Raw genomic sequence first — 11,173 nt, forward strand, 5'->3', positions numbered from 1 at the left:
GGGCCGAGATGTTCACCCGCGACCTGGCGCTCTGGATGCGCGGCCGTGGTCACGCTGTCGCCATTTTCGCCACCGCCTTTGGCGACATGGCCGACGAGTTGCGCCAGGCCTCGATCGCCTGCATCACCGATGTCGCGGACATGGCCGCGCGGCCTGACGTCATCATTGGCAATACGCATCACGAAACGGTTCGTGCACTGCTGCACTTTCATGATGTGCCTGTGCTGACGATCTGCCACGATCGAAGCGCGGACCACGGTCGACCGCCACAGTTCTCGCAGGTGGTTTGTCATGCCGCGGTGGACGAAAACTGCGCCGAGCGGCTGGTGCACGAGTTCGGCATCGAACGCCAGCGCATCGAGCTCCTTCAGAACGGCATCGATCTGTCTCGCTTCGTGCAGCGCGGGCCCCTGCCTGCCACGCCCCGCACAGCGTTGGTCTTCAGCAACTATGCGTCGCACGACGCTCAGCTGGAAGAGATTCGCATCGCGTGCGCCGAACGGGGTCTCGCGCTCGATGTGATCGGCAGTGGCAGCGGCAACCACCTCACGGACCCTGCCGCGGTGCTGGGACGGTACGACATCGTGTTCGGCAAGGGGCGCTGCGCCACCGAGGCACTGGTCACCGGCAACGCGGTGGTGGCCCTGGATCCGAGCGCTGGCATGGGAGAGATGGTCACGGCCGCCAAGGCGGAACAGGCTCGGCGCTGGAACTTTGGCCGGGCCATCATGACCCGACCGATCACGCGACAGAACGTGATGGCCGAACTCGACAAGTTTGACGCGCAGGATGCAAGGGAAGCGTCGGACTGGGCCCGCAGGCACTGCGGACTGGATGCCATGCTGTCGGGGCTGGAACACTGCGTGCGGCGAATGGCGGAGACCCGAGCGGTCATCCCGGTACCGGCGGAACAACGCGCGCTGGAGTCGGCGCGCTACATGGACGACTGGATCCGGCGTGGCAACGCCACCGGCGCGCACATGGAAATGGCCGCGCTGCGTCAGCACATCGGGGGCTTGCAACAGGCATTCAACGATCAGCAGCGCGCCCATCTGGCCCAGATCGATGCCTGGCGCGCCGAGGTTCAGCGGATCGCCGAACATGCTGCCGAACTCGCCGCCCGGGTCGAAGGAGTTGCGCGACTGGCGGATGCGGAACAGCGGGCGCGCAACGAGCTTGCCGACCTGCGCTCGCAGCTGCACGAGGTGCATGCCAGCCGATCCTGGCGCATCACGGCGCCGCTGCGGCGAATGTCCACCTACCTTCAGGCAAAAACCCAGTCCAGATGAAGCACTTGCTGATCGCGGCCCATCCAGGACACGAGTTGCTGCTGTGGCAATGGCTTCGAAAAGAGCGACCGCAGGTCGTGGTGCTCACCAACGGGGCCGGCGCCAACGGGGTGCCGCGGCTGGCCCTCACGATCGACAACCTGGAACGCGCCGGGGCCAGCTGGCTCTCGCAGGTGGTCGAGCCGGTGCCGGACACCACGATCTACCAGGCGCTGCTGGACGGCGACACGCGCCTGTTCACGCGCTGGTTGGACGCGCTGACAGCGCATGTGATCGCAGAGGACATCGGGTGCATCGTCGCGGACGAAGCGGAGGACTACAACCCCTCCCACGACCTGTGCCGCATCCTCGCCAACCAGGTCGCCATCCAGGCGAGGGCGAGCGGCCACCCGGTGCGGGCCTTCGGCTACCCGACCGTCGGGCACCCCAGTCTGCCGTCACGCCTCGCGGTCGAAGAGCATGTCGTGGTCGAACTCGGCGTCGAGGCATGGCAATCCAAGCTGGACGACATGCACCGCTACGCCCGGCACTTTGGCGGCCAACTGCAACGGGAGCTTGGTGAGTTCATCGCGGAATTCGGCGCTGAAGCCTACGGCAGGGAGTGCCTGTTTGCTGCGAGGCCCACCCGCTATGAGCAGGCAGAGGCGCCTGCCGTCAAACCCTTCTTCGAACGCATGGGCGAGGAGCGCGTGGCCGCCGGCACCTACAAGCACGTCATTCGCGGTGCCCATCTGCAGGCGGTGGCCACCCGCCTGCGAGACCACGCCTCGCCGATGCCTCGCTGATGCCGTGATGCGCACCGATTCCACCTTCACACTGTGGTTCACCGGCCTGAGCGGTGCGGGCAAGACCACCTTGGCCCAGGCGCTGTCCCGGACATTGAACGACAGCGGCCGCCGGTGTGCCGTGCTCGACGGCGACGTGTTGCGTCGCGGGCTGAACCGGGACCTGGATTTCTCCACGCCAGGGCGCAGCGAGAACATCCGCCGCACCGCCGAGGTCGCCCGGTTGATGAACGACGCAGGCCTGATCGTGGTGGCTGCGCTGATCTCGCCTTCGCGGGCCGACCGGGCACAGGCCAGCGCCATCGTCGGCCCGCAGCGCTTCCTGGAGGTTCACGTCAGCACACCGCTGGCCGTGTGTGAAGCCGCGGACGTCAAGGGCCTCTATCGACGTGCCCGGCAGGGCGACCTTCCCCTGTTCACCGGCATCAGCGCTCCGTACGAGGCACCGGAGGCACCATGGCTGGCGATCGACCCCATGCGGAGGGGGCTTCAGCCCGCCGTGCGCGAACTGCTCGAGCGGATCGGGAGCACCGCGCCTTGAGCCATCAACACCCGCCCATGCCGGTCATCGTGGGTGCCCCGCGTTCCGGCACGACGCTGCTGCGGCTGATGCTCGACGCCCATCCCGACCTCGCGATCCCTCCCGAGACGAGCTTCGTCGTTGCCGCCTCGGCGCTGGACGGATCGACGGATGAGGTTCGCGCACGCTTCCTCGACACGGTCACCGCCTATCCGCCCCACGCCCCCAACTGGGCAGACTTCGGCGTGGCGCGCGATGCGCTGGCCGAGGCCTTGCAAGCTCTCGAACCCTTCACCGTGGCCGACGGGCTGCGGGCGTTCTACCGCCTCTACGCGCAGCGCTTCAACAAGCCGCGCTGGGGTGAGAAGACACCGGACTACTCGCTTCACATCGGTGTGATTGGCGCTCTGTTGCCAGAGGCCCGGTTCATCCACCTCATCCGCGACGGCCGCGATGTGGCGGCGTCATGGCGGCAACAATGGTTCACGCCGGGTCAGGAACCCGAAGTCCTGGCGCGCGCCTGGATCGACCGGGTGCAGGCGGCCCGCAACGCAGGCGCTGGCAACCCCCGCTACACCGAGGTCTTTTACGAAGGCCTGGTGGATCGGCCGGAGCCTGTGTTGCGGCGGTTGTGCCAGTTCCTGGACCTGCCGTGGTCAAACCAGTTGCTGAACCACCAGGAGCGCGCCCCGCTGAGGCTGGAAGAACACCGGGCACGCATCTCGCGTGATGGCAGCGTCCTGGTCAGCCACGAACAGCGCCTGCGCCAGCAGCGGAGAACGATGGAAAGGCCCGGCACGGGGCGCATCGGCTCCTGGCGCGAAGACATGAGCGAAGAGGACATCCGGCGCTTCGAACGCGTTGCGGGCGGCCTGCTGATCGAGCTGGGATATGAACTGCACAATAGGTGATCCGGCATCGCACACCCGTGGTGCCCGCCTCCGACGATGAGTCCCATGCCCTTTTCATTCGATGCCGCTGCCACGACCACCATCGCCGCGGGTCCTGCCCCCTCGGCACTGGCCCATGCGGTGGTCGGTCTGGGACGCTTCGGCAGCACCCATGCACGCAAGCTGGCCGGGTTGCCGGGCTTTCACCTGCGGGCCGTGGTCGACCCGTTCGCGTCGCGCCCGCAAGACCCTGCCCTGGGCTCGGTGCCGCTGCTGCGCCATGTCGATGAACTGCCCTCGGACATCGCATCGGCCACCGTCGCCACCAGCGATGCGGCCCATGCCGGTGTGGCGATCCAGCTGATGGCGCGGGGTTGTCACGTGCTCGTCGAGAAACCCCTCTGCCTGACGGCGTCCGACGGCGCGCGCATGGTTCAAACCGCACGTCAACAGGGGGTGACGCTGTGCACCGGCCACATCGAGCGCTTCAATCCGCACTGGCACGATGCGCGCCGTGCCGAGCTTCGGGAGGCGGCCCGGCGCCAGCAGGGCAGGCCCGATCCTTTCCTGCACTTCCGGCGCAGCTCTTCGCGCGCGGGCGTCGCGCCAGACAGCGTGCTGGACCTGATGGTGCACGACCTGGACCTCATGGCCTGGCTGTGCGCCATCCCCAATGGCGATGCGCTGGAGCTGATCGACCGGCGGGTGAGCGCGTCCGTGGTGTGCGCACGCGTGCAGATCGGTGGACTCGTGGCCGTGTTCGAGAGCGGGTTCGGCGCCACCGCGCCCGAAGCCGTCATGCAAGTGCAGACCGAAAGCGGTCCGCTCGTGCTCGACCTGCGCTGCCCTGCAGCCGGGCGCGGTGCGGGCATGGACCCGCTGTGCCGGCAATACATGGCGTTCAGCGGAGCCATCCGTGGCGAACCCAGCCCCATCGCCACCGGAGACGATGGCCTCGCTGCCGTGGTGCGTGCATGCCGAATCCTGGAAGCATGACACCAGCCGCCGCGATCCCCTTCTTCCGGTCTCCGGTTCGCGACGACCCCGAGATGCTTGCACACATGACCCGCGCCTGCGCGGACGTGCTGCGCAGTGGCGTGTACGTGCTCGGCCCGCAGGTGCACGCCTTCGAGGCATCGCTGTCGGCGATGCACGACGGTCGCGAGGTGGTGGCCGTCAATTCCGGCTCCGACGCCTTGTGCCTGGCGCTGGCCACGCTCGGCGTCGGAACGCTCGGCGGTGGCGGCGCCGACGATGAAGTCATACTGCCTGCCTACACCTTCGTGGCCTGTGCCGAAGCCGTGCTTGCGGCCGGGGCCCGGCCGGTGTTCGTGGACTGCGCCACGAGCGGCTTCCTGCCGTCGCTGGAAGCGCACCACGCCGCCCGCGGTGAGCGCACCCGCGCCGTGCTCGCGGTCGGTCTGTTCGGCGATGCCTCGGCCCTGCCCGCACTCGCCGCCTACTGCCGCCAGAAAGGCCTGTGGCTGGTCGAGGACATCGCGCAGTGCTTCGGCGCCAGCAGCACCGCGCCCGACGGCACCACGCGCCTGGCCGGCACCTGGGGCGACGCCGCAGCGATGAGCTTCTACCCCACCAAGACCCTGGGTGCGGCGGGTGACGCGGGTGCGCTGGCGTTTGCCGATGCACGGCACGCACGACAGGCCCGCCTGCTTCGCAACCACGGCCACGAGGGCAACGAGCACCTGTGCCTGGGTCGCAACAGCCGCATGGACGAACTGCAGGCGGCCCTGCTGCACATCGCGCTGGCGGCGTTTCCCCAGGCGCTCGCCCGCCGCCGCGAGATCGCCGCCCGCTATCTGGCGGCCTGGACCGCGTTGCCCGGCCTGACGCTGCCCCACGACCACGCGGGGCATGCATGGAACTACTTCGTCGTCACGCTCGGGGCCAGGGCGCAACGCGATGCGCTGGCAGACGCGCTGGCCAAGGAAGGTGTGGCGACCCGGGTCTACTATCCGGCGCCGCTGCAACACCACCGTGCGCTGGCCCCGCTGCACGACGGCCGAGCGCTGCCTCGCAGCGAGCACCTCGCGCAATGCTCGCTGGCCCTGCCGCTGTACCCGGCGCTGAACGACGACGACATCAACCGGATCATTGACGTCCTTCCCGTGGCCTTGGGTCACGCGACCCGGGCCGCGGCAACGCCCGCCGGCGCGGCACCCTGACACACCCCCTCAGGAACCCGCCACGCCTGTTGATGGCGCCACTTAAACTCATCCGATGCCCATCAGCAACCTCTTCGCCTTGGGCGCCATTGCCCTCTGGGCCTCACTCGCCTCGCTCGGGACCGCGCTGTCCCACGTCCCGCCCTTCCTGCTCACCGGCCTCTCGCTGCTGATCGGAAGCCTGATCGCCCTGCCGTTGTCGCGCTTCGACTGGCGCCAGTGGCGCGTGCCCGCCGGCACGCTGGCGCTCGGCGTGTACGGCCTGTTCGGCTTCCACTTTCTGCTCTTCATCGCGCTGCGCCACGCGCCGCCGGTGCAGGCGAACCTGGTGAACTACCTGTGGCCGCTGGGCATCGTGGTCATGGCGCCACTGTTCCTGCCCGGTGTGTCGCTCACCACGCGCCACGTGTTCGCCGCGCTGCTCGGTTTCGCCGGCGCGGCGCTAGCGATCCTCGGACGGGGTGGCGATGGTGCACAGGCGGTGTGGGCCTGGGGCTACATCCCGGCGGCGGCCTCGGCCTTCATCTGGGCCAGCTACTCGCTGATGACGAAACGCGTGAAGGCCTTCCCCACCGCGGCCATCGGCAGCTTCGCACTGGTGTCGGGCCTGCTCTCGCTGCTGTGCCACGCGGTGCTGGAGCCGGCGGTGGCACTGTCGCCCCGCGACGGAGCCCTGATCGCCGTGCTCGGCCTGGGCCCGCTGGGAGGTGCGTTCTTCTTGTGGGACGCCGCGCTCAAACGCGGCGATGCGCGGCAGATCGGCGTGCTCAGCTTCCTCACGCCGCTGCTGTCCACGCTCACGCTGCTCTGGGTGCGCGGAGAAACACCCAGCGCGTCGGTGGCCGTGGCGGCGGTGATGATCATTGGCGCGGCGGTGATGGCGACGCGACGATAGGCGTCCCAACGAGCTGACGCCCAGCGACACCGAGGCGAGAGGAACGGCAAGCGCCCGGTCCGAAGCGCGTGTCCGAACCCAGAACGCCGTGGAACCGGCTTCGCCGGGCCACAGGCGTTGTCCCCCTGGGGGGAAGCCGCGAAGCGGCGCAGGGGGGAGTCGTTCAATCCGCCATGAGCGCGGCCGGGTCCTCGGCCACCAGCACCGTCTGCGCCCAGGTCGCGAGCTTGGAGGTGTCGCAGCGCAGGATCTGCTGTTTGACCGCGAGGATCTGCGAGGGGTGCATGGAAAAGCTGCGCAGGCCCAGGCCGAGCAGCAGGCGCGTCATGCTCACGTCGCCGGCCATTTCGCCGCAGACGCTCACCCCCTTGCCCTGCGCCCGTGCCTGCGCGATGGTGCTGGCCAGCAGGTGCAGCACGGCCGGGTGCACCGGGTCGTAGAGGTGCGACACGGCCTCATCGGCGCGGTCGATGGCCAGCGTGTACTGGATCAGGTCGTTGGTGCCGATCGACAGGAAGTCGAAGTGGCGCAGGAACAGCGGGATCGTGAGCGCCGCAGCGGGCACCTCGATCATCGCGCCCAGCCGCACCGGGCCGTGCACCTGACCGCGCGCATCGAGCTGCGCGCGCGCCTTGTCCACCAGCGCCAGCGTCTGCCGGATCTCGCTGGCGTGGGCCAGCATGGGAATGAGCAGGTTGATCGGCCCGAAGGCGGCGGCACGCAGGATGGCGCGCAGCTGCGCCAGGAACATGGCCGGATCGGCCAGGCTCCAGCGGATGGCGCGCAGGCCCAGCGCCGGGTTGAGGTGGTCTTCGCCCGCGCGCACGGGCGAGCGGTCCAGCGGTTTGTCGGCCCCCACGTCCACCGTGCGCACGGTGACCGGCAACCCCTGCATGCCTTCCACCGCGCGGCGGTAGGCACCGAACTGCTCTTCTTCGTCGGGCAGCTTGCCGTTGCGGCCCATGAAGAGGAATTCGGTGCGGAACAGGCCCACGCCCACGGCGCCGGCCTTGAGTGCGCCGACCGCATCTTCGGGTTGTTCGATGTTGGCGAGCAGTTCGATCTTCTGCCCGTCGAGCGTGACAGCCGGGGTGTTTTTCAGGCGCGACAACCGCTCGCGCTCGACCTCGCCCTGGCGCTGCTTGAAACCGTATTCGGCCAGCAGGATGGGCGAAGGGTCGACCACCACCACACCGGCGTCGCCGTCGATGATGACCCAGTCGTCCTGGTTGATGAGGTGGCTGGCCGAGCGCGCACCGACCACCGCCGGGATGTCCATGCTGCGCGCGACGATGGCGGTGTGGCTGGTCTTGCCGCCCACGTCGGTGACGAAACCGGCGAACACGCTCTGCTTGAACTGCAGCATGTCGGCCGGCGAGAGGTCGTGCGCGATCAGCACCAGCGGCACGTCCACAGTGGGGTCGAACAGGGTCTCGCCCTTGCCGGCCGCGCCCGCCGGCGCCGGAGCGGCCACGGGCGAGGCCACACCGCGCATGTAGCGCAGCATGCGTTCGACCACCTGCTCCAGATCGGCCTTGCGCTCGCGCAGGTAGGGGTCTTCCATCTCGTCGAACTGGCGCGCGATCACCTCCAGCTGGGTGGTCAGCGCCCACTCGGCGTTGTAGTGACGGTCCACGATCCAGTGCTTGACGCCGCTGGTGAGCTGCTCGTCCTGCAGCAGCATGAGGTGCACGTCGAGCAGGGCGCTGAGTTCGGGGTGGGCGTCGTTGGAGCCCAGCTCCCCCAGGCTGCCTTGCACGCGCTCGATTTCTTCGACCACGGCGTTGCGTGCGTGGCGCAGGCGCAGGATCTCGGCGTCGACCTGGTCGGCCTTGACGAAATAGTGCGCCACGTCCATGCGGCTGGACGCCACGATCACCGCCCGCCCGATGGCGATGCCCCGGGAGACCGCGAGACCGTGGACGGTGAAGCTCATGAGCGGTGCGCCCCCAAAGGGGCTGTGTCGCCCTGGTGCGAGCCAGCGGCGAAACGCGCTTGCTCCGACGTGCGCCCTTGAATCAAGATCACTCTCCTTCGCCGAACTTGTCGTTGATCAGCGCCACGATGGCGTCCATCGCGGCCTGCTCGTCGGCACCGTTGGTTTCGACCTCGACCGTGGTCCCCAGGCCAGCGGCCAGCATCATGACGCCCATGATGCTTTTCGCGTTGATGCGGCGCTCGCCGCGCGACATCCACACCTCGCAGCTGTGGCTGCCCGCCAGTTTGGTGAGTTTGGCCGAAGCACGGGCGTGCAGCCCGAGCTTATTGCTGATGGTCACGGTGGTCTTGATCATGGGTGGTTCTTCTCGCCTGATTTTGGGGTGCGGTCACGGCCACCTGGATCACGCCCTGCGTCGCCCCGATCATGGCGCGCGAAATCAGCGCGTCCAGCGACTCGTGCCGGTACGACACGGTGCGCAGCAGCATGGGCAGATTGACGCCGGTGATCAACTTGGAGCGCACACCATCGACGAGCTTTTGCGCCACGTTGCAGGGGGTGGCGCCAAACACATCGGCCACGACCAGGGTGTTGGGCTGGTTCAGTTGCCGCATGAGGATGCGCGCCTGGGCCAGCGACTCTTCGGGTGGCGCGTTGGGCTGAACATCCAGGGCCGACACCGCGTCAGCGCTGTCGGGAAACACATGCAACACACACTGGCGCAAGGCCGAAGCCAGGGGCGCGTGGGCAATGATGAGGATGCCGTTCATCCCCGGGAGTTTAGCCCCGAGCGCTCCTGGGCTGCAGGCGGTGTCCGCGCAGAAAGAGGGTGTATGCCCCCACACAGCACAGACCAAAGACACCGATGGCGCCACGAAAGCTGCCCAGGGTGTCCCAACCCAGCCGGCCAAAGGCATCGATCAGCAGGCCGATCACCCACTGCACGGTGAACACGCCCGCGAAAATCACCAGGTTGTAGGCCGAGAGCGCACGCCCCGCCGCTTGCGCGGGCAGCGCCAGCGCCACCGCGGGCTGTGACAACGACACGAAGGTGCTGCAGACGCAGAACGCCGCCCACAGCGGCCAGCCGGCGCCCGCCCCGAGCCAGATGATCGATCCCAGCACCAGAAAGCTCGACGGCAACCCCCAGGCGATGAGCCGCTCGGCCCGCAGGCCCCGGCGCGCGAGGTGCGGATTGACCATGCCCCAGAGCCAGAACGCCGTGAGCATGCACAGGTTGATGCCGAACAGGCCGAGTGCCGACTGCGCTGGCGTGTAGCCGGCCACCTTCACCATCCAGGGTCCGGCCCACAGCGTCTGCACCGCGACCATGCCACCGTAGTTGAAGAAACCAATCGGCAGCATCTGGCGGAAGTAGGGATGGCGCCAGATGTCGCGGTACCCCACCGGGGGTGAGGCCGACGCAGGGGCGCCCGCCGCCTTCCGCCAGGCCGGCGCCATCGCGGCCAGGCCCAGCATCGACACCAGCACCAACCCCGCCAGCAGCCAGAACAGGCCCCGCCAACCGAGCACCGGCATCAGCCACTGCACCGGCAGCGTGGAGGCCACCATGCCCAGCGAGCCCGTCATCAGCATCCAGGAGTTGGCGCGCATCTGCGTGGCCGGTGGCAACCAGCGCCGGTAGCCCGTGAGCGGTGCCATGAGGCAGGCACTCACGCCCATGCCGGTCAGCACGCGCGCGGCCAGCAGACCGGCGAAGCTGGTGGCCATGGCAAAGGCGGCGCAGCCCAGCACCGCCACACAAAGAAAGGCCAGGATCACGCGGCGCGGGCCGTGGCGATCGAGCCAGGTGCCCAGCGGCAACTGGGTGAGCGCAAACCCGAAAAAGTACCCGCCCGCCAGCAAGCCCAGGTCGCTGGCCTTGAGCGCCAGCTCAGCGCTGAGCACCGGCGAGAGCGTGGCCGTGACGGCGCGCACCAACGCCGACAGAAAGTAGGCCAGCGCAAACGCGAGAAACACCCACACCGCCTGGCGCGCGCCCAGCCATTCGTTCCCCGTCGGCGCCAACGGCTCGGTGACGGGGCTCATGGGGCCGGCAGGCGCAGGCCGGCGAAGAACGGCTCCACCGCCTCGTCCGGCAGCGTCCCGCCGTAGACCGCCGCCTGAAAGACCTGCGATCCCTGGGCGAAGTACGCGGCGCGCGTCTGCACTGGCTGACCCTGCGGGTCCTGGCCTTGCGCCATCACCCCCAGCACCGAGGGTGCCCCGGCCACGGTCACAGCCCACTGGGTGGAGGGGTCATCGGCCGGCGTGGGGGCCACACGGATGGACTGCAGGCTCGCGCTGCGCCAGGCCGCGAGCGCGGGCGCCACTTGAGCGGCGGTGCCCACATTGGCCCAGGCCACGGCGAAACGCAAGCCGCCGGCTTCGCAGCTGTGCATGTGCAGCTCGGTGGGCGTGCCGGCCAGCGGCACCGGGCGCGTCGCGCGCTCGGGTTTGCAGGGCATGAGCGCCAGCAGCGGCGTGCCGTCCTGGCGCAGCTCGCGCCAGTTGAAGGTGGGACTGCAGGCGCCCAGGGCCAGCAGCGCGGCCAGTGCGGCCGCGCGGGAAGAAAACGGCAACGGAGTCTCCGAATAGGCGCGACAGCGTGGCGCCACCGCGGCGGGCACAATGGCCCGATGAACGCTCTGGATGGTATCCGCATACTCGAT

General features: G+C 68.8%; 12 protein-coding genes. 7 read left to right on the top strand and 5 right to left on the bottom strand.

Going from position 1 to position 11,173, the window contains the following annotated elements; translation table 11 throughout:
* The 7 genes from IV088_RS18270 to IV088_RS18300 all read left to right on the top strand — a co-directional run.
* On the top strand, positions 1 to 1,289 hold a 1,289-nt coding region (locus IV088_RS18270), incomplete at its 5' end, for a glycosyltransferase family 4 protein (protein ID WP_291105178.1).
* Complete coding sequence (locus IV088_RS18275; protein WP_291105180.1) at positions 1,286 to 2,074, top strand: hypothetical protein; 789 nt, start codon at positions 1,286 to 1,288, stop codon at positions 2,072 to 2,074. The genes IV088_RS18270 and IV088_RS18275, both read left to right, overlap by 4 nt.
* Before the next feature lie 7 nt (positions 2,075 to 2,081).
* Complete coding sequence (gene cysC / locus IV088_RS18280) at positions 2,082 to 2,615, top strand: adenylyl-sulfate kinase (RefSeq protein WP_291105182.1); 534 nt, start codon at positions 2,082 to 2,084, stop codon at positions 2,613 to 2,615.
* 17 nt (positions 2,616 to 2,632) lie between these two features.
* The gene (locus tag IV088_RS18285; protein WP_291105183.1) at positions 2,633 to 3,505 is read left to right on the top strand and encodes a sulfotransferase; all 873 of its coding nucleotides are present in this window, start codon (positions 2,633 to 2,635) and stop codon (positions 3,503 to 3,505) included.
* A gap of 45 nt (positions 3,506 to 3,550) precedes the next feature.
* Positions 3,551 to 4,480 (top strand): Gfo/Idh/MocA family oxidoreductase, encoded by a 930-nt coding sequence (locus tag IV088_RS18290; protein WP_291105185.1) that lies wholly within the window; start codon positions 3,551 to 3,553, stop codon positions 4,478 to 4,480.
* Positions 4,477 to 5,667 carry a DegT/DnrJ/EryC1/StrS family aminotransferase gene (locus IV088_RS18295; RefSeq protein ID WP_291105187.1) on the top strand — a complete coding sequence of 397 codons (1,191 nt, stop codon included), beginning with the start codon at positions 4,477 to 4,479 and terminating at the stop codon, positions 5,665 to 5,667. Before IV088_RS18290 ends, IV088_RS18295 begins: the two co-directional genes overlap by 4 nt.
* Positions 5,668 to 5,722: 55 nt before the next feature.
* Positions 5,723 to 6,562, top strand: a complete 840-nt coding sequence (locus tag IV088_RS18300) for a DMT family transporter (protein WP_291105189.1) — start codon at positions 5,723 to 5,725, stop codon at positions 6,560 to 6,562.
* A 163-nt stretch (positions 6,563 to 6,725) separates the two neighbouring features.
* Here IV088_RS18300 and ptsP read toward each other — a convergent pair whose 3' ends face one another.
* From ptsP to IV088_RS18325, 5 genes are all read right to left on the bottom strand, one after another.
* A complete protein-coding gene (gene ptsP / locus IV088_RS18305; protein ID WP_291105191.1) occupies positions 6,726 to 8,498 on the bottom strand; it encodes a phosphoenolpyruvate--protein phosphotransferase in 1,773 nt (590 codons plus the stop codon).
* A gap of 88 nt (positions 8,499 to 8,586) precedes the next feature.
* Positions 8,587 to 8,856, bottom strand: a complete 270-nt coding sequence (locus IV088_RS18310) for an HPr family phosphocarrier protein (protein ID WP_236963354.1) — start codon at positions 8,854 to 8,856, stop codon at positions 8,587 to 8,589.
* The gene (locus IV088_RS18315; protein ID WP_236963353.1) at positions 8,825 to 9,271 is read right to left on the bottom strand and encodes a PTS sugar transporter subunit IIA; all 447 of its coding nucleotides are present in this window, start codon (positions 9,269 to 9,271) and stop codon (positions 8,825 to 8,827) included. Before IV088_RS18315 ends, IV088_RS18310 begins: the two co-directional genes overlap by 32 nt.
* Positions 9,272 to 9,281: 10 nt before the next feature.
* On the bottom strand, positions 9,282 to 10,550 hold the full coding sequence (locus IV088_RS18320; RefSeq protein ID WP_291105194.1) for an MFS transporter: 1,269 nt from the start codon (positions 10,548 to 10,550) through the stop codon (positions 9,282 to 9,284).
* A partial coding sequence (locus tag IV088_RS18325; protein WP_291105195.1) for a hypothetical protein occupies positions 10,547 to 11,173 on the bottom strand: 627 nt, incomplete at its 5' end. The genes IV088_RS18325 and IV088_RS18320, both read right to left, overlap by 4 nt.

Source organism: Hydrogenophaga sp., assembly GCF_018780075.1.
Lineage (GTDB): Bacteria > Pseudomonadota > Gammaproteobacteria > Burkholderiales > Burkholderiaceae_C > Hydrogenophaga.

Coding starts and splice junctions, on each gene's coding strand:
- IV088_RS18295 (WP_291105187.1), top strand. CDS start 4,477: ATGACACCAGCCGCCGCGATCCCCTTCTTCCGGTCTCCGGTTCGCGAC.
- cysC (WP_291105182.1), top strand. CDS start 2,082: ATGCGCACCGATTCCACCTTCACACTGTGGTTCACCGGCCTGAGCGGT.
- IV088_RS18320 (WP_291105194.1), bottom strand. CDS start 10,550: ATGAGCCCCGTCACCGAGCCGTTGGCGCCGACGGGGAACGAATGGCTG.
- IV088_RS18285 (WP_291105183.1), top strand. CDS start 2,633: ATGCCGGTCATCGTGGGTGCCCCGCGTTCCGGCACGACGCTGCTGCGG.
- ptsP (WP_291105191.1), bottom strand. CDS start 8,498: ATGAGCTTCACCGTCCACGGTCTCGCGGTCTCCCGGGGCATCGCCATC.
- IV088_RS18310 (WP_236963354.1), bottom strand. CDS start 8,856: ATGATCAAGACCACCGTGACCATCAGCAATAAGCTCGGGCTGCACGCC.
- IV088_RS18290 (WP_291105185.1), top strand. CDS start 3,551: ATGCCCTTTTCATTCGATGCCGCTGCCACGACCACCATCGCCGCGGGT.
- IV088_RS18275 (WP_291105180.1), top strand. CDS start 1,286: ATGAAGCACTTGCTGATCGCGGCCCATCCAGGACACGAGTTGCTGCTG.
- IV088_RS18315 (WP_236963353.1), bottom strand. CDS start 9,271: ATGAACGGCATCCTCATCATTGCCCACGCGCCCCTGGCTTCGGCCTTG.
- IV088_RS18300 (WP_291105189.1), top strand. CDS start 5,723: ATGCCCATCAGCAACCTCTTCGCCTTGGGCGCCATTGCCCTCTGGGCC.